Annotated in this window: 26 protein-coding genes; 6 read left to right on the top strand and 20 right to left on the bottom strand. The window is 60.9% G+C overall.

Translation table 11 applies throughout. The features are described from left to right. Window positions 1–2,028 (bottom strand): GNAT family N-acetyltransferase, encoded by a 2,028-nt coding sequence (locus H559_RS0104150; RefSeq protein WP_028451649.1) that lies wholly within the window; start codon window positions 2,026–2,028, stop codon window positions 1–3. A 283-nt stretch (window positions 2,029–2,311) separates the two neighbouring features. Further along, on the bottom strand, window positions 2,312–3,778 hold the full coding sequence (locus H559_RS0104145; protein ID WP_028451648.1) for an alanine/glycine:cation symporter family protein: 1,467 nt from the start codon (window positions 3,776–3,778) through the stop codon (window positions 2,312–2,314). A 185-nt stretch (window positions 3,779–3,963) separates the two neighbouring features. Here H559_RS0104145 and H559_RS18880 point away from each other — a divergent pair, with 185 nt between their 5' ends. Next, window positions 3,964–4,716 carry a 4-hydroxy-tetrahydrodipicolinate reductase gene (locus tag H559_RS18880; protein WP_051278917.1) on the top strand — a complete coding sequence of 251 codons (753 nt, stop codon included), beginning with the start codon at window positions 3,964–3,966 and terminating at the stop codon, window positions 4,714–4,716. A 94-nt stretch (window positions 4,717–4,810) separates the two neighbouring features. Here H559_RS18880 and H559_RS0104135 read toward each other — a convergent pair whose 3' ends face one another. Then, entirely contained in the window at window positions 4,811–6,070 is a 1,260-nt protein-coding gene (locus H559_RS0104135) for a putative Na+/H+ antiporter (RefSeq protein WP_028451647.1), read from the bottom strand. A 224-nt stretch (window positions 6,071–6,294) separates the two neighbouring features. Beyond that, entirely contained in the window at window positions 6,295–9,015 is a 2,721-nt protein-coding gene (locus H559_RS18875) for a cation-transporting P-type ATPase (RefSeq protein ID WP_051278916.1), read from the bottom strand. 158 nt (window positions 9,016–9,173) lie between these two features. Here H559_RS18875 and H559_RS0104125 point away from each other — a divergent pair, with 158 nt between their 5' ends. Then, a complete protein-coding gene (locus tag H559_RS0104125) occupies window positions 9,174–9,395 on the top strand; it encodes a hypothetical protein (RefSeq protein ID WP_028451646.1) in 222 nt (73 codons plus the stop codon). Here the strand turns inward: H559_RS0104125 and H559_RS0104120 are convergent, their stop codons facing one another. The 5 genes from H559_RS0104120 to H559_RS0104100 form a co-directional block, all read right to left on the bottom strand. Then, window positions 9,396–10,151: an alpha/beta hydrolase gene (locus H559_RS0104120; RefSeq protein WP_211230888.1), complete on the bottom strand. Its 756-nt coding sequence runs from the start codon at window positions 10,149–10,151 to the stop codon at window positions 9,396–9,398. Between the two features lie 318 nt (window positions 10,152–10,469). Further along, complete coding sequence (locus H559_RS0104115; protein WP_028451644.1) at window positions 10,470–10,811, bottom strand: 4a-hydroxytetrahydrobiopterin dehydratase; 342 nt, start codon at window positions 10,809–10,811, stop codon at window positions 10,470–10,472. 109 nt (window positions 10,812–10,920) lie between these two features. Further along, window positions 10,921–11,607: a 7-cyano-7-deazaguanine synthase QueC gene (gene queC / locus H559_RS0104110; protein WP_028451643.1), complete on the bottom strand. Its 687-nt coding sequence runs from the start codon at window positions 11,605–11,607 to the stop codon at window positions 10,921–10,923. Beyond that, on the bottom strand, window positions 11,604–12,920 hold the full coding sequence (locus tag H559_RS18870) for a chloride channel protein (RefSeq protein ID WP_162143291.1): 1,317 nt from the start codon (window positions 12,918–12,920) through the stop codon (window positions 11,604–11,606). The genes queC and H559_RS18870 overlap by 4 nt, the downstream gene beginning before the upstream one ends. A 103-nt stretch (window positions 12,921–13,023) precedes the next feature. Further along, entirely contained in the window at window positions 13,024–13,401 is a 378-nt protein-coding gene (locus tag H559_RS0104100) for a helix-turn-helix domain-containing protein (protein ID WP_028451642.1), read from the bottom strand. A gap of 194 nt (window positions 13,402–13,595) precedes the next feature. Here H559_RS0104100 and H559_RS0104095 point away from each other — a divergent pair, with 194 nt between their 5' ends. The 4 genes from H559_RS0104095 to H559_RS0104080 all read left to right on the top strand — a co-directional run bounded on the left by H559_RS0104095 (window position 13,596) and on the right by H559_RS0104080 (window position 17,230). Continuing rightward, window positions 13,596–14,291, top strand: a complete 696-nt coding sequence (locus tag H559_RS0104095) for a response regulator (protein ID WP_028451641.1) — start codon at window positions 13,596–13,598, stop codon at window positions 14,289–14,291. Continuing rightward, on the top strand, window positions 14,291–15,583 hold the full coding sequence (locus H559_RS18865) for an ATP-binding protein (protein ID WP_051278913.1): 1,293 nt from the start codon (window positions 14,291–14,293) through the stop codon (window positions 15,581–15,583). The genes H559_RS0104095 and H559_RS18865 overlap by 1 nt, the downstream gene beginning before the upstream one ends. A gap of 156 nt (window positions 15,584–15,739) precedes the next feature. Next, window positions 15,740–16,588, top strand: a complete 849-nt coding sequence (locus tag H559_RS0104085) for a MipA/OmpV family protein (protein WP_028451640.1) — start codon at window positions 15,740–15,742, stop codon at window positions 16,586–16,588. Between the two features lie 18 nt (window positions 16,589–16,606). After that, entirely contained in the window at window positions 16,607–17,230 is a 624-nt protein-coding gene (locus H559_RS0104080) for a hypothetical protein (protein ID WP_155845283.1), read from the top strand. 43 nt (window positions 17,231–17,273) lie between these two features. On the opposite strand, the gene queE is transcribed toward H559_RS0104080, so the two are convergent. From queE to H559_RS0104025, 11 genes are all read right to left on the bottom strand, one after another. Next, on the bottom strand, window positions 17,274–17,918 hold the full coding sequence (gene queE / locus H559_RS0104075) for a 7-carboxy-7-deazaguanine synthase QueE (RefSeq protein ID WP_034639616.1): 645 nt from the start codon (window positions 17,916–17,918) through the stop codon (window positions 17,274–17,276). Between the two features lie 134 nt (window positions 17,919–18,052). Next, the gene (gene ybgF / locus H559_RS18860) at window positions 18,053–18,778 is read right to left on the bottom strand and encodes a tol-pal system protein YbgF (RefSeq protein WP_051278912.1); all 726 of its coding nucleotides are present in this window, start codon (window positions 18,776–18,778) and stop codon (window positions 18,053–18,055) included. 221 nt (window positions 18,779–18,999) lie between these two features. After that, window positions 19,000–19,539, bottom strand: a complete 540-nt coding sequence (gene pal / locus H559_RS0104065; protein WP_028451637.1) for a peptidoglycan-associated lipoprotein Pal — start codon at window positions 19,537–19,539, stop codon at window positions 19,000–19,002. Window positions 19,540–19,664: 125 nt separating this feature from the next. Next, on the bottom strand, window positions 19,665–20,933 hold the full coding sequence (tolB, locus tag H559_RS0104060) for a Tol-Pal system beta propeller repeat protein TolB (RefSeq protein ID WP_028451636.1): 1,269 nt from the start codon (window positions 20,931–20,933) through the stop codon (window positions 19,665–19,667). A gap of 20 nt (window positions 20,934–20,953) precedes the next feature. Beyond that, entirely contained in the window at window positions 20,954–21,835 is an 882-nt protein-coding gene (locus H559_RS21405) for an energy transducer TonB (RefSeq protein ID WP_051278911.1), read from the bottom strand. Window positions 21,836–21,838: 3 nt separating this feature from the next. Then, window positions 21,839–22,261, bottom strand: coding sequence for a protein TolR (gene tolR, locus H559_RS0104050; RefSeq protein ID WP_028451635.1), 423 nt, complete (start codon window positions 22,259–22,261; stop codon window positions 21,839–21,841). Between the two features lie 12 nt (window positions 22,262–22,273). Continuing rightward, window positions 22,274–22,951: a protein TolQ gene (gene tolQ / locus H559_RS0104045; RefSeq protein ID WP_028451634.1), complete on the bottom strand. Its 678-nt coding sequence runs from the start codon at window positions 22,949–22,951 to the stop codon at window positions 22,274–22,276. 130 nt (window positions 22,952–23,081) lie between these two features. Continuing rightward, window positions 23,082–24,128 (bottom strand): Holliday junction branch migration DNA helicase RuvB, encoded by a 1,047-nt coding sequence (gene ruvB, locus H559_RS0104040; protein WP_028451633.1) that lies wholly within the window; start codon window positions 24,126–24,128, stop codon window positions 23,082–23,084. A gap of 53 nt (window positions 24,129–24,181) precedes the next feature. After that, window positions 24,182–24,796: a phosphatase PAP2 family protein gene (locus tag H559_RS21400; protein ID WP_051278910.1), complete on the bottom strand. Its 615-nt coding sequence runs from the start codon at window positions 24,794–24,796 to the stop codon at window positions 24,182–24,184. A 381-nt stretch (window positions 24,797–25,177) separates the two neighbouring features. After that, window positions 25,178–25,774 carry a Holliday junction branch migration protein RuvA gene (gene ruvA, locus H559_RS0104030; RefSeq protein ID WP_028451632.1) on the bottom strand — a complete coding sequence of 199 codons (597 nt, stop codon included), beginning with the start codon at window positions 25,772–25,774 and terminating at the stop codon, window positions 25,178–25,180. 197 nt (window positions 25,775–25,971) lie between these two features. Then, on the bottom strand, window positions 25,972–26,466 hold the full coding sequence (locus H559_RS0104025; protein WP_028451631.1) for a TlpA family protein disulfide reductase: 495 nt from the start codon (window positions 26,464–26,466) through the stop codon (window positions 25,972–25,974). Window positions 26,467–26,575: the final 109 nt, after the last annotated feature.

The following is a 26,575-nucleotide window of genomic DNA, read 5'->3' as shown; positions in this document are numbered from 1 at the left end:
TCAGGCAGCTGGCAGGCTGGCCTGTCTGGCTTCCCACGCTGCGCGCAGCTCGGAATACGGCACGCCGTCGATCACGAGGCCGTCAAGCTGGCCGCCTTCGATGCGTGCGCCACGCAGGTCGCAATCCGCGATCCGCGCGCTGCCCAGATCACAGCGCTCGATGCTGACCGGCTCGGGATCGCCATTCCAGCCACGCGCGAGATCGTGCAGGTAGGCACCACCCCACGAAGCATGGCACAGCTCCACCCTGGCCAGCCGCGCATCGCCGATGCGCAGGCCCGTGGCATTCACATTATGCAGACGGGCATCGACCAGGCTGCAATTGTCGAACACCACATCCGGCAGCCCGCAGCCGAAAAACACCGCCTGCAGCAACGCGCTGTCATACCAGGCCGGCGCGGTTTCCACGACGCCATTGCGCCAGCCCGGCCGGTCTTCTGCTTCCTGCAGGCGACGCTGGAAGTAGCGGAAGCCATCCTCGCAGGCTGTTTCGGCATAACCGCAGCGCTGGTAAAAACGGGCGTTATCCTCGCTGGCGGCGCTGGTGGCCAGGTCCCAGCAGCGCACATCGGGAAACTCGGCTTCCACCAGTCGCAGCGCCTGCTGGCCAATGCCCTGCCGGCCCAATGCCGGGTCAATGTAGAACGACGCCACATGCGCGACACCCGCAAACGGCCCTTCCACCGCGATGCCGCCAGCCAGCACACCGCCGCTTTCGATGCAGAAATACTGCGTGGCCTTGAGCAGGTAACAGATCATCTGCGGGCTGCCATAGCCCGCTGCACTTTCGGCAGTACTGTCCAGCGGATTCCATGGCCCCCAGCGCCGGAAATGGTCGGCAAAGGCGGCATCATGCAGCGCGGCGAGTACCGGTGCATCGGCCGGTGTGGCCTTGCGGAGGCTGACGCCGTGGCTGCGCACCAGCCCGGGCCGCGGCAGCACGAAGAAATCGAATTCGCCGTCATCGGGCAGGGTCGTGCTGCCGCGCGGCAGAAAACCGGCGCGGGTAATCACGCCGCGTGACGGCGCATGCCACTCCTTTACGATGGCGACAATGGCCGGAAGATCAGGGCAACAGGTATATAACTCGGAACAAGCAGCAGAAACGGCCTCAGAGGCATACCCTTTGCCGCGATGATCGCGTGACAGTGCATAGGCGACTTCGGGAAACGGTGAATCCAGCCCTTCCTTTTCCCACAGGCCAACCCAGCCGATCAGCTCGCCGGAATCAGGCAGGCAGACCGCGTAGAGCCACTCCGGCTTTTGCGGATCAAATTTGGGGTAGTTTTCCTGCCACCAGTGCAGATAGCCCTGCAGCTGCTCGGTGCTCATCGCCCAGTCAGGCAGGATGTCGGTGATTTCGGGCTGGCGGGTCAGCGCGAAAAGCGCGTCAAAGTCGTCAGAAGTAAAGCGACGCAGCGTCAGCCGCGCAGTTGTCAGATTGGCAAGCATGGTTAAACCTTGATGTGTGGAATTCGTCGGGATGGCTGATGAGCCGGTGTGCCGCGGCGCGGGCAGGATGTACCAGTCATATTTGCCGCTGCTGTCACCCGCAGCCGGCGGCTGCGAAATGAAACCGCTGCGCACGGCCAGCCGCAGCGAGGCGTGATTGCCGGGCTCCAGCAGCGCAGCCACACCGGGCAAAGACGGGCTGCACCCGAACAGTTCAGCACAGCACGCGGCCACCGCCTCGGCGGCAAGGCCCTGGCCGCGATGGCACGGATCAAGCGCATACACCAGTTCGGGATAAGGGCTGGCAAAGACATTCGGCCAGAAACCAATCCAGCCGATCAGTTCACCGCTGCCATCGAGGCAGATGGCATACAGCCAGCAGGGGCGCTCCGGGTCGAACTGCCGGTAACGTTGCTGCCAGTCAGCCAGATAAGCGTGCAGCTGTGCTTCGCTCATCACCCAGTTGGGCAGAAAGGCCGCAATGTCGGGCTGGCTGCCGAGGGCATGAAAATCACCGTGGTCGGCGGGGGTAAATGTGCGCAGCGTCAGCCGCGCGGTCGAGAGTAAAGAACGCATCGCATGATCCGAATCAGAAAGACAAACCGGCCCGTCCGCTGCGCCTGCTGGTGCGCGGGGAGAAAACGGGCAATATGCCTCCGGCGCACGGCAGCGGCTGCCATGCGGCAATGGAGGGCAAAAACGGGTTCGATCAGTTCGGCACGGGAAACTCGCTGCTTGATGGGTGAAAACGGGAACGGCAGAAACGGCAACGCCGGAAAACTGCCGGCATGATGCCAGCGCTTTCCGGCGCGTGTTTAACAGAAATTGCGCTTATATCGCTTTGCTGTAGCAGTGCCTGCTATTTACGCGGGTCACCCTCGTCGACCAGATTGTCGCTGCGCGTCACCCAGTAATCGGCATTCTCGATACCGAGCGGGCGCGGATCGAATTCCGGCTCGATGCCTTTGGCCTGTTGCGCTTCGTAATCATCCAGCGCCTTCAGTGCCGGTTTCTGCAGCATCAGGATGGCGATGATGTTCAGCCAAGCCATCAGGCCCACGCCGATATCGCCCAGGCCCCAGGCCAGATCGGACGTGCGCACCGCGCCATAGACCACGGTGGCCAGCAGCATGATTTTCAGCAGAAACTGCGCGGTGCCGCTACCGGCATGCTTTTGCAGCAGATAGGTGACGTTGGTTTCGGCGATGTAGTAGTAAGCCAGAATGGTGGTGAAGGCAAAGAACAGCAGCGCTACTCCGACAAACATCGAGCCAAAACCCGGAAACAGGCTTTCCACCGCCGACTGCGTGAAACCCGTGCCGGCCTCGATGCCAGGCAGTCCGTTGGCAAGAAAACCGCCGGCCGGATTCACGACGTTATATTTGCCGGTAATCAGGATCATGAAGGCGGTAGCCGAGCACACGAACAGCGTGTCCACATACACGGCAAACGCCTGCACGATGCCCTGCTTGGCCGGGTGGCTGACTTCGGCGGCGGCGGCCGCGTGCGGGCCGGTACCCTGGCCGGCTTCGTTCGAATACACACCACGCTTCACGCCCCACTGGATGGCCAGACCCAGCATCGCGCCAAACCCGGCTTCAGCGCCGACTGCCGAGCTGACAATCAGGCGCAGAATTTCCGGCAACTGACCGATATTGAGCGCGATCACCACGGCGGCCATCAGGATGTAGCCCAGTGCCATGAAGGGAACGACGATTTCGGCAAAACGTGCAATGCGCTTCACGCCGCCAAAAATGATCAGCCCCAGTACGATCACGATACCCAGTGCCGTTGTGGCCGGTGTGATGCCGAAGGCGTTATTGAGGCCACTGGCAATCCCGTTGGCCTGCATGCCCGGCAGCAGCAGGCCGCAGCCGAGGATGGTCGCCAACGCAAAGGTAATCGCATACCAGCGCATGCCGAGGCCCTTTTCGATGAAATAGGCGGGGCCGCCACGATACTGGCCATCGACATTGGTCTTGTAGATCTGGCCGAGGCAGCACTCGACATACGAGGTGCTGGCACCGAGGAACGCCACCATCCACATCCAGAACACCGCACCGGGGCCGCCAAAGGCGATGGCGGTCGCCACACCGGCGATATTGCCGATGCCCACACGACCGGACAGCGTCATCGTCAGTGCCTGAAAGGACGAAACACCCTCGTCGGACGCCTTGCCGTCAAACATCAGCCGCACCATTTCGCGCAGATGGCGCACCTGCATGAAGCGGGTACGAATCGAGAAATACACGCCAACGCCCAGGCACAGATAAACCAGTGCCGGACTCCAGACGTAGCTGTTGATCAGATTTACCAGATCCTGCATGCCCTGACTCCCTGAAGTGTTATGGTCTGTTTCAGGGGATTCTGTACTGCCCGGCAGCGTGTTCCTATAGGGGAAGTCCGCAAGTCATAAGCATTCATCATGGATTATTGCTTGACTTGATCCGTGTTTTCCCTGATTGTAACCATCCTCGCAATAATTATTGCGGATCGTAACAGGAGAAAATTGTGCTACGCATCGGACTTATCGGCTTTGGCAAAGCCGGCAGGGCCGTGGCAGAGGTACTTCAGGAACACGCAGACATTCACCTGGCCTGGATTGCCCGCCGCTCGCCCCCCCGCTCTGGCGACCCCTTCCCCGACCTGCAGCAAAGCTGCACCTCCAGCGACGATTACGCGCAACTGTTCGACAGCAAACCGGTTGACGCCCTGATCGATTTTTCCAGCCCCGACAGCATCGAAGCCTATGGCCCGCCAGCGGCGGCCAGAAGCATCGCCATTGTTTCGGCCAATTCGGCTCATACCCCGGAACAGCTCGCGCTGGCGCAGACACTGGGCCGGCAGACCCGCGTGCTGTGCAGCCCCAACATTACCTTGGGCATCAATTTCCTGCTGATTGCCGCCAAGAGCCTCAAGAAAATCGCCCCCTGGGTCGACATCGCGATTGTCGAAGAACACTTCCGCAGCAAGCACGAAGTCTCCGGCACGGCCAAACGGCTGGCCACGGCGCTGGACATTGAGGAATCCAGCATCACTTCGCTGCGCCTGGGCGGTGTGGTAGGCCACCATGAAGTGGTGTTCGGCTTTCCGCACCAGACAGTGCGGCTGGTGCACGATTCCATCAGCCGCCATGCCTTCGGCACCGGTGCCGTGTTTGCATTGCAGCGCCTGCTGGAACAGCCAGCGGGCTTTTACCAGCTGGAACAACTGATGCTGCAGCATGTACTGACGCAGCTTGCCGAAGACACAATTCCTGCCTGAAACGGGCACGGGTTGTGACAGACCCATCCTTGCATGAGAAAGAGCCGGCTTACAAGCCGGCTCTTCACTGCTCAGGCTAGCAAGCGCAAGCCAACTACAGCAGGCGGAACGCCAGCGCGGCCACGCAGGTCGGCGCCAGCGCCGCCAGCGCCAGATAGCCGGCATTCACCGTGCCGCCGTCGAAATGCCCGCGCAGGATGGTCAGGCCGGCCGGGTTGGGCGCATTCGCAATCACGGTCAGGCCACCACCCGTTACCGCACCGGCCACCAGCGCATACTGGAATTCGGGGCTGAGGCCCTGCACCAGTGAGCCGAGGTAAGTCAGCGCCGCGTTATCGGTAAAGGCAGTCAGCGCCGTCGCACCGAAGAACACCGCATCGCTGCTCATGCTCATCAGCACCGGCTGCAGCCACCATTGCTGCAGGCCGCCCAGCACCACCAGCCCGGCCAGGAAGAAGGCGACCAGAAGCCCTTCGCGCAGGATCAGGCGATCCTGATGGCGGGCATACGCATGCGTGATACCGAGGAAAAACAGGAACAGGCCCATGAAGATCGGCGGATAGTGGGCAAATACCACCACGCCGGCGAGGAACATCAGGTGGGTGGCGATCAGCGCCAGTGGTACCGGAGCGGCAGCACCGGAGTCTTCTTCCTGCTGCAGCTCGGCCAGCTCCTTCCAGAACAGCGCGGCCAGCAGCAGCGCATTGGTGAGTACCGCCAGCGCGGCCTTCCAGCCGAATTGCGTGAGCATGAAATGGATGTCCCAGCCCCAGGCCCCGGCCACCATCAGCACCGGCGGAGCGGCAAAGGGTGTCAGCGTGCCACCGATCGAGATGTTCACGAACAGCACGCCCAGCATGGCGTATTTCAGCCTGGCCGAAATGCCGCGCGAGAAAAAGCGCTCGGACAGCATCAGCGCCGCCAGTGTCATCGCCGCCGGCTCGGTGATGAAGGAGCCCAAGAGCGGCACGACAATCATGATGACGAGGAAATACGCCAGGCTGCCCGGCAGCGGCAGCAGCTTCACCAGCAGATCGACCAGCTTGGCCGATACCTGCAGGATGGGGCGGGTAGCCGCAATCACCATCACCGCGAACACGAACAGCGGCTCGGTAAAGTTGCGGCTGTTGATGTATTCCTTGGCGGGCGCGGAGCCCTCGATGGCAAAGAACGACACCATCAGCACCATTGCCCAGAAGCCGAACACCACTTCGACTTCGGCCAGCAGATGCCAGATGCCGGCATGGCGCGAGCCACTGTGGGCCAGCCGGTCGAAATACTTGGTGGAAAAGGTATGCAGGATCGCCACGGCAAACAGCGCCGCTGCAATCATCTGGATGGTCGAAGGATTCAAGCTGGTACTCCAGGGTGAATGAAACGAATGAAGCCGAGCTTACCAGCAACCATCCAGCCTGTGACCGGAAATGCTACCCGGCGCGCAGAGCCAGACAAGCAGCATAGTGCATGCCAAACATCACTGAAGCCGAAATAACACAGTGTATATGGCTGCAGCCCTATATGAATAAGGGCTGCAGCCATATACATGCAAACAATTCTATCGACAGCAGCCGACCGGCTTTACAGCCGGTAGACCCGGAAAAATCGCCAGAGTGCTTTTTCGGCTTCCACCGCCAGAAACAGCAGCATGGCCAGCAGCAGAATCATTCCCCAGGATGCCCAGCCCAGTGCCTCGGTCAGGAACAGTCGCTGCATGGCCGGCAGATAGGTGAACAGCAACTGGAACAACGCCAGAATGCTGCAGACCCACAGCACCGCCGGGTTGCCCAGCAAGGCTGCGGCATTGAATCCGGAACGGGTGAAGTGGCGCACATTGAACAGGTAAACCAGTTCGCCCACCACCAGCATATTGACTGCAGCAGTACGTGCACTTTCGAGACTGCTGCCTTGCGCCAGCTCCCAGTTGAACACGCTGAAGGTGGTTGCCACCATCAGCAGGCTGACAAACAGAATCCGCAAACCCATCGCACCGGTGATCAGCGGCTGGTGCGGCGGTCGAGGCGGGCAGGACATGATGCCGTGCTCGGCAGGTTCAAAAGCCAGCGCCAGCGCGAGGGTGACGGCGGTAATCATGTTGACCCACAGAATCTGCCCGGCCGTGACCGGCAGCGACAGGCCGGAAAACACCGCCAGCAGGATGACGCCCGCCTCGCCGGCATTGGTCGGCAGAATGAACAGCAGCGATTTCTTGATATTGTCGAATACGACGCGGCCTTCGCGCACGGCACCGGCAATGGTGGCGAAATTGTCGTCGGTGAGCACCAGATCGGATGCCTCGCGCGCGGCATCAGTCCCCTTGTTGCCCATGGCCACCCCAATATCGGCAGCCTTGAGCGCCGGCGCATCGTTGACGCCATCGCCTGTCATCGCCACCAGCTCGCCCTGTGCCTGCAGTGCCGCCACCAGGCGCAGCTTGTGCTCGGGGCTCGCGCGGGCAAACACATCGCAATCGTGCGCACTCTGGCGCAAGGCCGCATCATCCATGCGCGCGATCTGTTCGCCGGCAAGCGCCAGCCCGGGAGCCAGCCCAAGCTGGTCACCGATGGCTCTGGCGGTCACGGCATGGTCGCCGGTGATCATCTTCACGCGGATACCGGCACGCCGGCACTCGGCCACCGCAGCAATGGCTTCCGGACGGGGCGGATCGATCATGCCAACGAGGCCCAGCAGGGTGAAATTCTGGCCGATGCCATCCAGCGTCAGCACCCCGTTGCTAGCCGGCAGGCAGCATTGCGCCAGCGCGAGGACACGCTCGCCCGCTGCAGCGGCCTGCTCCATGCGCTGCAGCCAGGCGGCGCGAACAAGCGGTAACCCGTCGGCCTGTTCGCAGCACCGTTCGAACACCTGCTCAGGAGCGCCCTTGAGCAGCAGCAGGAACTGGCCAGCATGCTCGTCGTGGTGCAGCGTGGCCATGAAGCGGCGCTCGGATTCAAACGGAATGGCATCAAGACGCAAATGGCGCGGTAGCACCAGTTCCGGATCCAGCCCGGCCTTGCGCGCCAGCGTCAGCAGGGCGCCTTCGGTCGGGTCACCGAGCAATTGCCAGCCCAGCTCACCGCGATGCACGAGCTGGGCGTCATTGCACAGCAATGCACAACGGGCCAGCGCCATGATCCCGGCATCCTCGCCAGCATCCAGCGTCTGACCATCCCGGTGAAAGCCGCCCTCGGGCACATAGCCGGCACCGCTGATGGTCACATCACCATCGGCCAGGATCAGCCGCACGGCGGTCATTTCATTGCGGGTGAGCGTGCCGGTCTTGTCCGAACAGATCACCGTCACCGAGCCCAGCGTTTCCACGGCCGGCAGGCGGCGGATGATGGCGCGGTTGCGTGCCATGATGCGTGTACCGATGGCCAGCACAATGGTCACGATGGCCGGCAGGCCTTCGGGGATCGCGGCGACACCCAACCCCACCACGGCCAGGAAAATATCCAGCACCGGCATCGCCATCACCCAGTGTCCGTAGACAAATGTGAGCACAGAAACACCAAGAATGAAGGCCGTGATCTGCCGGGCAAACTGATCCAGCCGCCGGGTCAGCGGCGTGGCCAGCACCTGCACCTCGCTGACCAGTGTGCCGATGCGGCCGATTTCGGTATGGCAGCCCGTAGCCACGACCACGCCCAGCCCCTGCCCGTACGCCGTCAGCGTGCCCGAATAGGCAAGGCAGGTACGATCAGCCAGCCCGGCATTGGCAGGCACAGGCTGGAGCTGTTTTTCCACCGGCAGCGATTCACCGGTCAGCGCCGCTTCGACGAGGCGCAGATTCTTCGCACGGACGAGCCGCAGATCGGCCGGAACACGATCACCCGATTCGATCAGCACCAGGTCGCCGGGAACCAGATCGGCCGCATCGATTTCGTGCCGCTCGCCCTCGCGCAGAACGGTGGCGTACTGCGGCAGCATAGTACGCACCGCGTCGAGCGCCCGCTCGGCCTTGCCTTCCTGAATGAAGCCGATGACGGCATTGATGAGCACCACACCGAAAATCACCCCGGCATCGACATAATCCCGCAGCGCCGTCGTGATCGCACCCGCGCCCAGCAGCACATAGATCAGCGGGTTGTGAAACTGCAGCAGGAAACGCTGCCAGGCGGGATTGCGCGCGATTTCCGGCAAGCTGTTTGGCCCGTGACTTGCGCGCCGGTGCACGGCTTCCTGCCGGCTTAAACCACGGTGGACATCGCAGGCCAGTTCCGCCAGTACCGCCTCCGTAGACAGGGAATGCCAGTCCGGTCTGTCCTGATCATCACCATGACTTGCCTCTTTGCTCGTCATCGGATTCTCCGCAAAACAGAAAGAGCCCGCAGCAGGCAGGCCATTCCAGTTTAGCCGCAGAGACGGCCCGACACCGGATTCTGGCCATCCATCGCCCGGTTTTGAGTTTGTCATGCCCCGAGCGGACACTGGCGTCGTCATTCGGAGAGGAGACCGCCATGCACCTCATCAACGACATCATGACCCGGCGCATTGCTTTTCTGGAACTGCACGGCCACCTGCCGCAAATCATCTACCTGGGCGAAAGGGAATGCCAGCAGCTATGCACTACGTTTGGTGATCTGCCATCCCGACTCACAGGCTCACTACCGGACTGCAATATCGCGGGGATGAAAATCATCCAGGTCCAGCTGCCGTCCTATTTCGAATTTGGCAGCTAGCTACTGGCCCGGCCCTTTGATGGAGGGCAGGCTGCGCGCCAGCCATTGCTCGAAAAACGCCAGCTGCCCGGGCGTATTGAAATAATGCGGGGCCTGATCCAGCACGGTCAGCGCTGCGGCAAAGCGCTGGCAGAAATCGTCAATGCATTCACGCTCGCACAGTTCGTCCGCGCTGCCATACAGGATGGCCGTAGCAGAAGGCCAGGCAAGGACCGGGTTGTCCTTGACATGGCGGTAGTAGTCCCAGAACAGCGTTTCGCCAATGGGCAGAGGAATGCTCTGCTCCTGCTGCAGGCGCTCCACGCTGACTCCGAACCAGCCCATCATGTTGTCGATGAGGCGCGCCATATCGACCACCGGCGAGAGGAACAGGCAGCGCTCGAATTTCGCTTTGCTGAACGCCAGCAGGCTGAAATACGCACCCATGCTGCAGGCAAACAGCGAAACGTGTGCTGAGCGCTCTTGCGCATGGTGCAGGATCGCCTGCAGTTCCGGCACGGCTTGCCGAACATGGCAGACCGCCTCCTTCCCCTTGCGCTCGCCATGTGCCGGCAGGTCGAAACTCAGCACCTGTTCGCCGCGTGCCACCGCAGCGCGGGCAAGCCGCACGATGACGTCATCTTCCTTGCTGGAATGATTGCCATGCACGGCCAGGATCAGGCGGGATGAAGGTTCGCCCCACAGTATGGCCGGAATGCCGGCAATGCTGAGCGGCGTGGTTTTCAGCAGGGGCTGTGCATCCCGTTCGATTGTCATTCTGATCATCCGCATGGAAAGTGATTCGATTGGCCACCGAAAGCGCGAAGTCCTGCCGCACCGATTATCGCAATGGCGCCACAGGTTTGAAGGGCCGGTGCCCAGTGTACGCGCGGCCAGAAGACCGATTTTGGGGCGCATCAAGCCTGCTGCACGCGCCGAGGGCAGACTGGCACAGCCGGCAGCGTGGGCTGCCGGCAAACCATTCGTCTTCAGGGCGGGGTGAAATTCCCCACCGGCGGTAAGGCTGCCACGGCAGCCGAGCCCGCGAGCGCCCGCATCTATGCGGGCTCAGCACAAGCCTCGGCTGGCACTGGACTAGCCGCGATACAGCGCGTCCGTCTTTGCCGCCAGCTCGAAATCCATGCGGTGCAGGCCGCGAATCTTGTGGGTCCACCAGCTCACCGTCAGCCGGCCCCATTCCAGCAGCAGCGCCGGATGGTGGCCGTGCTCTTCGGCCAGCCGCGCGACACGGTCCAGCATCGCCCAGGCCTGGGCAAAATCGCTGAACACGTACACGCGCTGCAGTTGCAGCACGCCGTCGACACTGAGCGGCGTCCAGTCCGGAATCGCGCGGATCAGTTCAGCCAGCTCGGCATCGCTGACCTGCGGTGCGCCGGCACGGCAGGCTTCACATTTTGCGGCAAGATCATCGGCCATGACGCACTCTCCTGCAGAAGTAAATGAGTAGATACAATCTAATGTATTGCCATGCAGCCATTTGAATTAAATGGCTGCGTGCATATACCTTGCATATTTCCGTTTATTTTTAGCCGGCCTGGCGGTAGCGCGTCGGGTCGGTCACGCCGGCCTGGGCGAAACCGGCGGCGCGCAGGCGGCAGGCATCGCACTTGCCGCAGGCTTCACCGGCATCATTCGCCTGATAGCAGGTGACGGTCAGGCCGTAATCGACGCCGAGCGCCACGCCGGCCTGGATGATCTCGGCCTTGGTGAGCCGGATCAGCGGGGTGTGGATGGTGATCGACGCACCTTCGACGCCGACCTTCGTCGCCAGCCGCGCCATGGTCTGGAAGGCGGCAATGTATTCGGAACGGCAATCGGGGTAGCCGGAATAATCCACGGCGTTCACGCCGATGTAGATATCGCTGCCACCCAGCACCTCGGCCCAGGCCAGCGCGTAGGACAGCAGAATGGTGTTGCGCGCCGGCACATAGGTCACCGGAATGGTGTCTTCCTGCACGCCATCTTCGGGGACGGCAATGTTCGCGTCTGTCAGCGCCGAGCCACCAAAGGCGGCCAGGTCGATTTTCACCACGCGGTGCTCGACCGCGCCCAGCGCCGCAGCCACGCGCTGCGCGGCAGCCAGCTCGGCATTGTGGCGCTGGCCGTAATCGAAGGACAGCGCGTACGGCGCAAAGCCATCGCGGCGGGCCATCGCCAGGCAGGTGGCAGAATCAAGGCCGCCGGACAGCAGCACTACAGCGGGACGGGTCATGGATTTTTCTCCAGCGCCGGATGCGGGTGCAAGGCAAGCAGGGCCCGCTCGGCGAGTTCGTGATACAGATTGGTGCGGAAAAAACGCGCCACGGTCGAGGCGACCAGGGCCGTTGCCAGGATTGAAATTACCATGGCATGGCCATCGGTCATTTCGATCAGGATGATCGAGCTGGTCAGCGGTGCGCGTGTCACCGCCGCCAGCATGGCCGCCATGCCGATGGCCATCAGTTTTACCGTGAGCGATGCGGCAAACAGGGGGGCAAACCAGCTGCCCACCCCGGCGCCCAGCGCCAGCGAAGGCGCAAAAATACCGCCCGGCAGGCCGGTCAGGAAAGTGGCGATCATCCCGATCATCTTCAGCGGCATGAAATACCAGGGCAGCGCCTGCGCGCTGTTGATCGCCGCACTAGTGATTTCGGCACCGCTGCCGTGTATCGGTGCAATCAGTCCGCACACGGCAATCAAGAGACCGCAAGCGGCGACAAAGTAATAGGGAAAACGGCGCTGCACGGCACGCACGCGCTGTGGCAGCCAGCGCTCGGTATGAACGCACAGCCAGGCAAACGCGCCGCCGGCCAGCCCGCAGGCGACACCGATCAGCAGCACCGGCAGCAGAATGGAATAGTCGAAACCGGGCACCCTGATGCGCCCGAAATACACATAATCCCCCTGCAGTGCGAGGGAAACCACACCGGCCAGAATCACCGCGCCCAGCAGCTTGCCCGAGGTTTTTTCCTCGACCGAGCGGGCCAGCTCTTCGAAGGCAAACACGATACCGGCCAGCGGTGTATTGAAGGCGGCGGCAATGCCGGCGGCGCCCCCGGCCAGAATCAGCTGGCGACGCAGTTGCGCATCGTCGATGGGTGCAAGGCGGCGCAGGCTGTACATGATGCTGGCGCCGATCTGCACCGTGGGGCCTTCGCGCCCCAGCACAAAGCCGCTGGCCAGGCCGCCGACAATCCCCAGAAACTTGGCCACTGCAATCCGCGGCGAGAGCAGGCGATTGGCCAGGGTCGGCTCATCGGCCAGTGCAAGGCAGGCCTTGGCCTGCGGAATGCCGCTGCCCTCGGCGCCACGGCCGATGCGCAGCATCAGCCAGCGCACCAGCACGCCACCCAGCGGAACAATCAGCAGCGGCGCCCACCAGCAACGCTGCTGCAGTGCCAGAAAACCGCCCGAGGCCCATTCGGCAGCTTTGGCCAGCAACACGGCCACCAGCCCGACCAGGCCGGCACCCAGCCACAGCAGCAGGGTACTGCGGCCACGTTCGGGAATGTCCTGCAGGGGTTCCAGCCAGCGACGCAGCGGCACGGCATTGATCCTTGGGCGATAACAAGCCTCAATTTTAACCAGTGCCAGCCCTGCCTGCCGGATCATTTGCCGCTGGCGCGCGCGGTAATTTGCCGGATTGGCCTCAGGCGGTACGCCACTGGCTGGTATTCACGCCGAAGCAGCGGCGGAATGCGCGGTTGAAACCGCCCTGGCTCTGGTAACCATTCGACAGCGCGATTTCCAGCACCGGGCGCTGCGGCTCCTCGCGCAGCTGCCGGGCTGCACGCTCCAGCCGCCGTCGCTGCACATACAAGCTGGGGCTCTGGCCAAAAACCCGGGTAAACAGGCGCTGGAAATGGAACATCGAAAAATGGGCACGCTCCGCCAGGCTGGCGAGTTCGAGCTCTTCATCCAGATTGGCATCGATATAGGCCAGCACTGCGGCAAGCCGGCGCTGGTGGTGTTCGGGCATGGCGGCAGCAGTCAGTTCGGCGGCCACTGTGCTGGCAGGACTTGGCATCGGCTCCTCCGCAACGGGAACGGACATGGGTTGATGCGGCCGATTCTAGGAAGGCAATGGGGAACAGGCTGTGTAAAAACGTCAGCAGTTGTAAAAATCTGTGAACGGAAAAAAAGCGTCCGGCATGCCGACTTGACGCTGGCATGGCAGCAGAGAACCATTAGGCATCCTGCAACCGCCCCGACGCCTGCGCCATGAACAAGATCCTGATCGTCGAAGATGACCGCAAGCTGGCGGCACTGACCGCCGAATTCCTGCAGCAGCATGCTTTCGAAGTCAGCACGCTGGCGCGCGGCGATACCGTACTGCCCTGGCTGGACAAGCACCCGGTCGATCTGGTGATTCTCGACCTGATGCTGCCCGGGCGCGACGGCTTTGAAATCTGCAAGGACATCCGTCGCCAGAACGATCTGCCCATCCTGATGCTCACCGCCCGCAGCGACAATATCGACCAGATCATCGGCCTGGAAAACGGCGCTGACGATTATGTGATCAAGCCGGTGGAACCACGCCTGCTGCTGGCGCGCATCAAGGCGCTGCTGCGGCGCAATCACAAGGAAAGCCGCGAGCAGCGCGACGTGATCGAGCTGGCACAGCTCGTCATCCGCCGCTCGACCCGCAGCGCAGAGCTGGGCGGCAGCGAGCTGGGTCTCACCTCCAGCGAATTCGAGCTGCTGTGGCTGCTGTGCGAACACGCCGGAGAAGTGGTCAGCCGCGACGACATCCTGCTGCACCTGCGTGGCATCGATTTCGACGGTTTCGACCGCTCGGCCGACGTGATCATTTCGCGCCTGCGCCGCAAGCTGGGCGAACTCGGCGAGCATGCGCACCGCATCAAGACCGTGTGGTCCAGGGGCTATCTGCTGACTACCCAGGCGGAGCAGCACTGATGTGGGCCATCTTTCTGCGGCAATTCATTCCGCTCATCGTCACCATCGCACTGACGCTGTTCGGCGTCTCGCACCTCTCCGGCAAACTGCTCGACAGCTACTTCCAGAATTTTGCCCAGGATGCCTACAAGGGCCCGTTCAATGTGCTGGAGGAATCCCTGCTGCCGCAGGGGCCAGCCACCAGCGAAGCGCAGATGCTGCACAACGCGGCACAGCTCAAACACGCCATGGGCAAATTCGGCGTGAATCTGCGCCCGCTATCCAGTTTCGAGCCCGAAATCCGCGAGCGCCTCAATAACGGCAAGGTCTGGTTCAATATGGACGACGAGTTTTTCTATCGTCGCGTTGCCGACCGTCCCTGGGTGTTCAGCATCGAGCCGCCCGATCCACCCAATATCCTGACCATCAACCTGATGGTGTATCTGCTCATGATCATCGCGATGGCCATCGTCTATTTCGGCGGTTTCGTGCGGCCCTTCTGGCGCGATCTGCAAACCCTGCGGCAGGCCGCGCAGGCAATGGGCGAAGGCAGGCTGGAAACGCGCATTGCGCTGAAAACCGGCTCCAGCCTGGCACCGCTGGGCACGCGGATGAACGAGATGGCCGCCCGCATCGAGCTGCTGGTGAAAAACCAGAACGAGCTGCTGAACGCGGTGGCACATGAGCTGCGCACGCCACTGGCGCGCACGCGCTTTGCCATCACCATGCAGGAAACGGCCGCCGCCGAGCGCCAGCAAAGCCTGCGGCAAAGCGCACTCGATGATCTCGACGAAATGGAAACGCTGATCCGCGAACTGCTGGGCTATGGCCGGCTGGATGCGCGCAACGGCCCGCCCGAGTGCAGCACGATTCCGGCGGTGGTCTGGCTCAGTGAACTGGGCCGGCGGCCCGATTACCGCATTCCCGTCACGCTCGATCTGGCTGCGGCACCGGCCACGCTGCACGCCGACCCGGCGCTGCTGGAATACGCGCTGGCCAACATCCTGCGCAATGCCCAGCGCTACGCCACAGAGCACATCACGCTCGCCTGCCGGCAGACGAATGCGGGCCAGATCGAAATCAGCATCGAAGATGACGGCCCGGGCATCGCCGCCGCCGATGCCGCCCGCGTGTTCGAACCCTTCATCCGGCTGGACGACAGCCGCAGCCGCGATACCGGCGGCATCGGCCTGGGGCTGGCCATCGTGAAACGCATCTGCGAACGCCACGGCGGGCGGGTGTGGGTGGAAGCCGCCCGCCAGCACCCGCACGGCGCGCGCTTCGTGATCAGCCTGCCCGGCAGAAATCCGTGATCCGCTTCCGGTTTGTTGGCACTGCGCCACATGCCGTTTTCATACTTTTTCACATCTGCACACAGTTTTGAGATTTTTCACTTACGCCTTGCCCCTACAGTCAGCAGCGTTGCCCTTCCGGGCCTACCGCGCACCTGCGCTGATTCAAGGAGCATCATGCAATCTTCACGGCTTACCCTGATCCTGCTGCTGTCGCTGGGCAGCCCGCTCGCCTTCGCTGCCGGTGACACCACCCAGCAGAACGAGCAGTGGCAATACCGCATCTGGGATTCGGCCATGGGCGCCTGGGACGAGGCCACCGACGGCAAGAACTGGCTGCTGACCCTCTCGGCCGGTGCCATTGCCGGCCCGGCCTATTCCGGCAGCAAAAAAACCGAATTTGGTCCGCTGGGCGATCTGACCGTATCGCATCGCAGCGGCGTGTTTCTGAGCAGCTCGCAGGGCATCGGCTACCGCTACGGCAACGATGACTGGTATCTGAACGGCAGTATCGGCATGAGCGCCGGCCGCAAGGAAAAAGACGGCAAGGACGGCAACCGCAACCCGCTGCAGGGCATGGGTGACATCGACGGTGGTGCGCAATTCGTATTCGGCGGTGGCTACCAGATCGAAAAATTGAGCCTCTCTGCCGTCTGGCAAACCGGGCTGGCCGAACGCAACCGCGGCAACACGCTCAATCTGGCGGCCAGCTACCCGCTCTATGACAGCGAGCAGGCCAGCGTAAGCATGAACGGCAGCGTACTGTTTGCCGACAGCCGCTACCAGCAGCGCTGGTATGGCGTAAGCAGCAGCCAGGCCGCACGCAGCGGCCACCACAGCTACGAGGCCGGTGCGGGCCTGTCCGAGGCAAGCGCCGGGCTGAGCCTGAGCGTGCCCATCCTGCAGAATTTGAGCTGGGTCAGCAGCGTGCAGTACACGCAATTGTTGGGCAGCGCCGCCGACAGCCCGCTGACCGAACGCAAGGGCTATGTGAGCGGCGGCACCGGCTTCCAGTTTGTCTGGTAAAGCGCAATGGAGCAGGCCGTGTCCGCAACAGGCTGCAGCACAAGGAAGCCAAGGGAAGCCGGCACCCGCCGGCATCAGCGGTGGCCGGACAGGCTGGCCGCAACGCTGCGGGCCGCCCTGTGCCGGCAGGCCGAAAACGCGCTGCTGCTGCTGTGCGGGCAGCCTGATGCCAGCCACGAACAGGCTGAAATAGCCTCGCTGCTTGATCTGGGACGCTGCCGGCGCATTCTGCTGATCTCGCCCGATGCAGCTGGCCTGCAGCTGCAGTTGCAGCACAGCGCCGGGTTGTCCGGCAAGAATGTGGTGTTCACGAAGCTGGAGGAACTGGCACCAGAAGCGCTGCAGTGCTTTGCCGCAGGCAGTTTCGATGCCGTGCTGCTGCATCACCTGCCACCGGGACCTGCCGCAGCCGGAACTTTGCAGCGTGTACTGCCACTGCTTGCCAGCCGTGGTGTGCTGGCCTGGAGCAATCGCCAGCTTGGCGGACAGCTCAGGCCAGGTCTATTGCGCCTTGTGCTACCGTGGCTGGATCGTGGCTGGCTGCACAGACCTCCTGCAATGCCGCAGGCGCTGGGTGATCTGCGTTGGCACGCGACCCGGCGCGGCCTTGCTTACGTGATGGTTGCCAGCCGCAGAACATGAATGGGTATATCAATGCAGCCATTTTATTCAAATGGCTGCATCCTCATACCCCCTGTTTTTCACCCCAGAGGATTTTGTGCAGCTGCACCTGCATGCGCACCGGCAGACGGTCTTCCAGCACCCAGGCCGCCAGTTGCTGCGGCGGCAGGCTTTCCCATACCGGCGAGAACAGCACCGGCGCGCGCTGGTCGAGCTGCTTCTCCCGCAACAGATCGCGCGCCCATTCGTAATCAGCACGGTTGACCAGCACGAACTTGATCTCGTCGTTCGCATTGACCTCGTCCAGATTCGGCCAGTGCATGTTCTGCATTTCATTCGACGCCGGCGTTTTCACGTCCAGAATGCGCGACACACGCGGATCAACACCGGCAATCGGCTCGCCGCCACCGGTTTCCACGCTGACCGAATAGCCGGCATCACACAGTCTTGCAAACAGCAGGTGGACGCCCTTCTGCACCAGTGGCTCGCCGCCGGTCACACAGACCGTCTTGCAGCCAAATGCAGCGATTTTCGCCATGATGTCGTCAAGATGCAGCGTTTCACCGCCAGTAAACGCATAGGCGCTATCGCAATAGGAGCAACGCATCGGACAGCCGGTAAGCCGCACAAAAACGGTGGGCAAACCCATGCGGCTGGTTTCGCCCTGCAGGGAATGGAAAATCTCGGTAATTCGCAGCGTTTCACGCATGATGGTCTCCTGGCCGGAAAACAGTCCGGGGGATGGGCTGGCGGCAAAAAAGAAACGGCACCGGTCAAACCGGTGCCGCGGCAAATTCTAATCGGATCAGCGGCTTGCGTCGAGCCAGCCGGTCATGAACGGCATCAGTTCACCGCCGTCAGCGCCTTTTTCGCCGTTTCGGCAGCGCCGCTCTGCGGGAAGCGTTCGAGAATCTCGACCAGATACTTGCGCGAGGTTTTCTTGTCGCCACTGGCGGCAGCAACAGAAGCCAGCCCCAGCAGGGCGTCCGGCGCATTGCTGGCTTCCGGATTATTGGCAACCGCAGCAAAGGCCGCATTGGCAGCCTTGTAGTTCTTGGTCGCGGCATAGCTCACGCCCTGCCAGTACTGCGCGGTGCTGGTGAGCTTGCTGTCGGAAAAATCGGTGCGGAATTTCTCGAAGGTGGCAATCGCCTCCTTGTGCTTGCCGGCTTTCACCTGTGCCACACCCGCATCAAAGAGCTGCTGCTCGGTCATCGATTCCGGACCGGCCGGCTTGGCGGTTTCCAGTGTGCGCAGGCGGTTGTCCAGATCGATGTAGAGATCCTTCTGCCGCTTGGCGGCTTCTTCCTGGTTGAACTGCAGCACTTCGACAAGCCCACGCAGCTGGGCGATTTCTTCCTTCTGGCGGTCGATCTGGCGTACCAGCTCGAGCACCTGCTTGTTGCCTGCTTCCAGCATCTGCAGGCGCTGCTGGTTATCCGCCTGCAGCTGTTTCACCTTGGCAGTCAGATCGGCAACCTGCTGGCGGGCGACATCATCATCAAACAGGCCGGCGTGCGCCAGACCGGCGCTGGCCATCAGGCAAACGGAAACCAACAACTTGCGCATGACTTATCCTCGAACTGGGCAAGAAAACAGGCCCTGCGGCGGGCCTGTCAGATGGCAAAACAATACGGAATCACCTGACACAGGGCAAGTGATACTGGCCCGGATCATTCTGGCGACAGGGAACCGGGCCAGGCCCGGTACCTGTCATTGCATGAAAAATCAGCCCTTTCGCGTTGATTTTCATGTGTTTTCCAGGCATTACCCGGAAAAACGGGGCCAGATTATTTCGGCATTTCGCCCTGGTACACGATTTCGGCACGACGGTTGCGCGCCCAGGCTTCTTCGGTATCGCCGATTTCGATCGGCTTTTCTTCACCGAAGCTCACCGACTCGATCTGTGCATCCTGCACGCCCAGCGCGTTCATCATCTTCTTCACGGCATCGGCGCGCTTCTGACCCAGAGCGAGGTTGTACTCGGCGGTACCACGGTTATCGGTATTGCCCTGCAGGATGACCTTGGCATCCTTGTTGCTCATCAGGTATTTGGCATGTGCTTCGATCACTTCGTTGTAATCGCTGCTGACCACGTAGGAGTCATAGTCGAAGTAGACACGACGAGTCGAAAGGATGTTGTTCGGGTCGGTCAGCACGCTGTAGCCCTTGGTGCCGGTTCCGGACACATCGACCGGCTTGACTGCAACGCCGTCACCCTGGCCAGCGGCACCATCCTTGCCACCATTCTTGTTCGCATCCGGGGCCGGGGTGCTTGCACACGCAGCCAGCAGGGCAGTCAGAATCAGGCTCAGACCAATCTTTTTCATCGGAATACTCCTTTGCAATTTGCAGAAATTTGAAACTCGCATCCGGAAAAGAGCGACAAATTTGCCATCAGTTCCCCGGAATTCCCCGAAAATGCAGCATCAGGCCGCATCTTCATGTCTTGCCCTTACGGCAGCATCGGCCCCCAGGCCGGCTGACGGACGTCGCCATTCTGCGATTTCAGGCGCTGCTTCACGCGACCATCCACCGACACAACCGCCAGCGAACCGCGTGCACCGGTTTCATACAGAATCATCTGGCCATTCGGGGCAAACGTCGGCGAATCATCCAGACCGGAATCGGTCAGCGTCATCGCCTGGCGGGTAGCCAGATCCATCACGGCGACACGATAGCCACCATCACGGGTCACGTAGGTCATGCTCTTGCCGTCGGGCGAGAACTTCGCGCCGGCGTTGTAGGCGCCGCCAAACGTCACGCGCTCGACGCTGTTGCCTTCGCGGGTCATGCGGTAGATCTGCGGGCTGCCACCACGATCGGACGTGAAATAGATGCGACCATCCGGGCCGAATACCGGCTCGGTATTGATTTCACCACTGGTGGTCAGGCGCTTCAGATTGCTGCCATCGGTATTGACCAGGTAAATGTGACTGCCACCATCCTTGGTCAGCACCACGGCCAGCTGTCGCCCATCCGGCGACCAGGCCGGCGCCGAGTTGCTGCCCTTGAAGTTCGCTGCCGCCCAGCGTTTGCCGGTGGCAAGTTCATGAATGAACACCGTGGGTTTCTGCTGTTCGAACGACACATATGCGAGCTTGCCGCCATCGGGCGACCATTTCGGCGACATGATCGGCAGCTTGGAAGTCAGCACACTCTGCGCGCCGTAGCCATCGGCATCGGCCACCTGCAGCTCGAAGCGGTTTGGTGCAGTTTTCAGCACATAGGCGATGCGGGAAGCAAAGGCGCCCTTCTTGCCGGTGATCTTTTCATAAATCATGTCGGCAATCTGGTGTGCCATGCGGCGCGCCAGCGCAGGGGAACCGCGCTTTTCCAGATTCAGCAGTTCCTTCTTGCTGGCCAGATCAATCAGCCAGAAGCGGATCACCAGCTCATTGCCCTGCATTTCGGTGCGACCGATCAATGCGGTCTGCGCACCACGCTGCAGCAGTGGGGCTGCATTCAGGTCTGCTGGCGCAAACGGTACCGGCGAGAGATCGCCGGCACTGCTGACCTTGAACAGGCCGGAGAGCGTCAGATCATTGCTGATGACCGGCGTAATCGGCTGTTTCAGCCCCACCTCGTTCTGGAATGGTGCAATTGCGATCGGGTATTGCTGGCTGCCATAGCCATACACCTCCACCACCATATCAGCCTGTGCATTCCCGACCATCAATAGCAATGCTGCCAAGGAGAATAGAATCTGTTTCATCCATTTCATAAATCAGTATCTCCTTTTAATTAGTTATACGAGTTGAATTTCCAGACAACGCCTGAGAACTCACTAAACGATGCACCACCAGGTGGTTTTGGGAAAGGAGTCGTTCTGCGAATGGCAGACTCCACCGCTTTATCCCATTCAGGATCATTGCTTGCCTTGACCAGAATGACGTCACGAATTTCGCCAGTCGGGAAGAGCAGTATCTTGTAATGAACCGTTGAGTCCGGTTTTGGTGTCCCAGGGTAATTGATTTTGGGTCTGATCAATGCCCCAACACTGTCAACATAACCCTTGCCCAGCCCGCTGCCGGCACCCGCACCCGGGCCATTGCCCGTCGCCTTCGGATTGCTGCCCGTACCACCGGGCTTGCCACCCGGCTGGGGCTTGGCATTCGGATCGGCCTTCACCAAATTGTCCAGCGACAGCGCATTGGCGAGATCACTGTCGTCATTCTGTTTCTTCGGTTTTTCCTTAGCCGGAGTCGGTTTGACAACCGGGCTTGGCTTGACCGGCACAGGCGTAGCCTTGACCGGAGCCGGACTAGGTTTGGCCGTTGGTGTCGGCGTCGGTCTGGGTGTCGGAGTCGGGCGCGGCGTCGGCGTTGCCTTGGGTGCCGGCGTGGGTGTCGGTTTCACCTTTTCGGCAATGTCCGCCGGCTTGCTTTCCGTTTCCGGCTGCGGTTTCACCACCGGTTTTACCACTTCGGGTTCGACCACGGTTTTTTCCGGCACCGGTGCCGGCGGCGGCCCGCCCCACAGCTCGACCTGTACCGGCTTGGGCTGCTGGGTTTTCCACTGCACTGACAGCAGCAGAGCCAGCGCCAGCAGCACGTGCATGGCAAGTGTCAACGCAAAAGCCAGGCCCTTGCGTTCGTCACGGTCGAATAATTCTTCCCTGCGCATCACTTATCTGGCCTGCACCTGCAGGCCGACGCGCTCGATTTCAGCCTGCTTGAGGCCATCCATCACGTTCATCACCTGCTCGTAGCGCACATTCTTGTCTGCCGAAATCACGACCGGGCGCGCGTCAGTTCCCTGCCCGGCCATTCCTTTCACTGCGGCAATCAGCGCAGCGGCGTCCGGATACGATTCGCCTTTCTGTTCCTGCTTTTCCTGCAATTGCAGCGCACCATCCTTGTCGATGATGACGAAAAGCGGCGGTTTCTGGTTTGGCTGGTTGGCGGTCTTGCCGACACTGGGCAGCTCGACCGTGCCCTGCTGCATCATGGGTGCAGCCACCATGAAGATCACCAGCAGTACCAGCATCACGTCGATATAGGGAACGACGTTGATTTCGCTCTTGGCGCGACGCGGACGACGACGATTCATGGCCGTCTCTCCTTAGCGCACACTTTGGCGTTGCAGGATGTTGCTGAATTCTTCGATGAAGGTGTCGAAGCGGTTGGCCAGGCGGTCGGCATCGGCCGCAAAGCGGTTGTAGGCTACGACTGCCGGAATTGCGGCAAACAGGCCGATGGCGGTGGCAACCAGCGCTTCGGCAATGTGCGGGGCGACGGTGGCCAGCGTGGCGGCACCGACATTACCCAGGCCCTTGAAGGCATACATGATGCCCCAGACGGTGCCGAACAGGCCGATGTAGGGCGATACCGAACCGACAGACGCCAGGAAGGACGTGTGCTTGTCGAGATAATCGAGTTCGCGCTGGCAGGCGGCGCGCATCGCGCGGCGGGTGCCTTCCATCACGTCGGACAATTCCATGCCGGCCTTCTGGCGCAGTTTCAGGAATTCGGCAAAACCGGCCTCGAAGATGTTTTCCATGCCGACGCCGTGTTCGCGGCGTACCTGTTCATACAGCGCCGACACATCGGAGCCGCCCCAGAACCGTTCCTCGAACTGGTCGGTTTTCTTTTTCGCTGCCGAAATCGTGAAATGCTTGCTGAAGATGTACCACCAGGACAGGAAGGACAACACCAGCAGAATCACCATGACGGCCTGCACGACAAAACTGGCCTGCAGTACCAGTGAAATGATGGACATGTCTTCAACGGGAGCGTTCATGACGCACGGTTCTCCTCGGAATGCGTGGTTTGTTTCAGGCTTGGCTGGGGCAATGCTGCAAAAATGGGCAGAACAGCCGCATTTTCACCGCATTCCCGTGCAATTGTCATTGTTCTCTTGTCACAAAACGTCATCGGCCCGTTTCATTGCGCGGCTCAGGCAGGCCGAAATGCTGGTAAGCAGACAAAGTGGCCATGCGCCCGCGCGGCGTACGCTGCAGCAGACCCTGCTGGATCAGATAAGGTTCCAGCACATCCTCGATGGTGTCGGGTGATTCGCCGATGGCTGCGGCCACATTGTCGAGCCCGACCGGGCCACCGCCGAATTTCTCGATGACGGCCGAGAGGAGCTTGCGGTCCATGACATCAAGCCCGGCGTGATCGACGTCGAGCATCTGCAGGGCAAGGTCGGCTACTTCGCGCGTCACCATGCCGTCGTGTTTCACTTCGGCGTAATCACGCACGCGGCGCAGCAGGCGGTTGGCAATGCGCGGCGTGCCGCGCGAGCGGCGCGCTACTTCATACGCCCCCTCAGTATCCATCTTCACACCCAATAAATCCGAGGATCGTACGACGATACGTGCCAATTCTTCTGCCGTGTAAAACTCCAGCCGGGCAACAATGCCGAAACGGTCGCGCAGCGGATTGGTCAGCATGCCCGCACGCGTCGTGGCACCCACGAGCGTGAACGGTGGCAGATCGAGTTTCACCGAGCGTGCGGCCGGCCCTTCGCCGATCATGATGTCGAGCTGGAAATCTTCCAGCGCCGGATAGAGGATTTCTTCGACCACCGGTGACAGGCGGTGGATCTCGTCGATGAACAGCACATCGTGCGGCTCAAGATTGGTCAGTATTGCCGCCAGATCACCGGCGCGTTCCAGCACCGGTCCGGAAGTCTGGCGCAAATTCACGCCCAGCTCGCGCGCGATGATGTGCGCCAGCGTGGTCTTGCCCAGCCCCGGCGGACCGAAGAGCAGCACATGATCGAGTGCTTCGCCGCGTTTTTTGGCGGCTTCGATGAAAATTTCCAGCTGCCCGCGTGCCTTGAGCTGGCCAACGTATTCATCGAGCAGCTTGGGACGCAGCGCACGCTCAAGCTGTTCTTCCTGCTGCGATAGCGTTTTGGCTGTCACCATGCGCTCGGCAGGCAGGGCAGAAAGGGTATCGGTTTCGATCATGTTGGCCGATGTCGATGGGCAATAAAAGAACGATCGTACACCATTTTGCAGACCTAGCTCTGCGTGCAGCAGCCAGATGGCGCGGTTCTGCGCGAATACCAGTGCAATAGCAGACAGCACCAGACTCCAGCGAGCAGATAGGCCGCCAGAATGTCGGTCAGGTAATGAACTCCGAGCACCAGGCGCGCGATTCCCGACAGCAGCACCCAGATTCCCGCCAGCGCGAGCCAGAGTAATTGCAGCCTCGGGTAATGCCGGATGAGTACGCTGGCGAGCAACACGCCCAGTGACAGTGCAGCCATCGCATGTCCACTGGGAAACGAGCTGCTGTCTACCTGCATCAGATGTTCCCAGTGTGGCCTTGGGCGTGCAATCAGGCTCTTGGCCAGATAGTTCAGGCCCCAGCTGCCAAGCAATCCCGCCGGTATGAGCAAGGCAGCAAAGCGGTCCTGTTTGGCGAATGCAAACCAGCAAGCGAGCACGATGGCCAGCAAGAGTGTCACAACGCCACTGCCAATCAGACCAATCAGCTGGCTGAACAACACCAGCCAGTCACTGCGTGCATACCACCAGCGGCCTGCAAAAGTATCCAGATCTGCCAATGCCGGAAAAGCCTGCAGCAAGAACACGAATCCCAGCAGCAGTGTAAAGCCAAGAATCAGGCGCATGGACGTTGGGATGTGTGTTTCGATACGCTCAAGACTGCCAAAGCGCGGCCAGGTTCAGGCTACTGACTGTAAGTTTTGCACTTGGCAAAATTCTGAATCAATGCCATCTGCCATGAAAACACGGCATCGTCACGTTTTCACAGCTGCTTCCTAAATCTTTGAATAAGAAAAGATAGGAATAATGGATAAGTCTGGCCGAGGGTTGTGGATAAACCGGTTTTTCCATTGCCAATCAAGCCACTGGGATGCTTCCCAAGCTGGGAACAACATACCATTTTGGCTGTTGGGAAACTGGCGATAAGAATCGTCCACCATCGCTCTGGTGGCACTTATTCACGTCAGCAAACCGTTTATCCCCAGCCGGGCTGTGAACAAGCCGGCTTATCTGGCTAGGGCCTTGAGCGCCATGCGGATGCCATTGCTGACATCGGTATCCGCCGGCAGCGTCTTGACTGCCGCAGTGGCTTCGCGCTCGTTGTAACCCAGCGCCAGCAAGGCCTGCAGTACGTCATCCCTGGCCGGTGTTTCGGTGGTGAGCTTGCCGGCAGCTTCGAATAGCGGTCCGGCACTGACCAGTTTTCCGAGCTTGCCACGCAGTTCCAGTACCAGCCGTTCTGCGGTTTTCTTGCCAATACCGGGGATTTTGGATAGCCGCACGATGTCTTCACCGGCCAATGCCTGGGCAAATTCCTCGCTGTTCATGCCGGAAAGGATCGCCAGACCGATTTTTGGCCCGATGCCGGTGACCTTGATCAGCTCGCGAAAGGTGTCACGTTCCTGCCGGGTGGCAAAACCGTACAACTGGTGCGCGTCTTCACGGATGACCAGATGCGTGTACAGCATGCAGCGTTCACCGGAATGTGGCAGCACATAGAAGGTGCTCATCGGCACATCCAGCTCGTAGCCGGTGCCGTTGACGTCCAGCAGCAGGTGAGGAGGCTGTTTTTCGGCTATCAGCCCGGTGAGTCGACCGATCATGACGGATCCGTGCAATGCAGAGGTGCGCCAGTATACGTTGGATGCACAACAGCCCGCAGCAAATGTCGCTGCAGCGGGAACCATCTGCATCCTGCAAGCCGGCCCTGTTTGATTGCTCGCAGCAGATCATTAGATACCAGCAAGCGTATATGCATGAAACCTTTTGGATTAAAGGGTTTCATGCATATACATGCCAATTAACTGCGTAGCGCGGTTTGTATGCGGCTTTGCAGCTCTTCCATGTCCGGTGTTCCGATGTACTTCTGCAGGATTTCGCCGTTTTTCCCGATCAGGAAGGTCGTTGGTGTCAGCGTCACGCCACCGAATGCATCTGCAGCCCTGTTTTCCGTATCGTGGCTGATCAGGAAAGGCATTTGTGTTTTCTGCTGATAGGTGTCGATGTAGCTGCGCTGGTCATAGGCCATTGCAATGGCAACGGTCTGGTAGCCCTCTTTCCCGAAGCGCTGCTGGATGCGAATCAGATCCGGCATTTCTGCCATGCAGCCAGAGCAGCTTGTAGCCCAGAAATTGACCAGGACCACTTTGCCCTTCAGCTGACCGAGGCTCATCGACTGGTTGTCTAACGTTTTGAAAGTCAGCTTGGGTGCTTGCGGTGCAGAGCGCAGCAGAAAGACTGCGCTTGCAGTCACGATGGCAATGCCTGCCAGTATCGGTATCAGGTGTTTTTTCACGGTTCATGCTTCCAGTGTCCGCCCATTCTACTGCAGGGCGGCCGTTCAGACTGCTGCTGCTGATGAATGTTCCGCTTATCTACACAGTTGGATGAGAAAGGATAGGAAC

It is taken from the genome of Chitinilyticum aquatile DSM 21506, from assembly GCF_000430805.1.
GTDB lineage: Bacteria > Pseudomonadota > Gammaproteobacteria > Burkholderiales > Chitinibacteraceae > Chitinilyticum > Chitinilyticum aquatile.
This window is presented reverse-complemented; position numbering and strand designations above follow the sequence as displayed.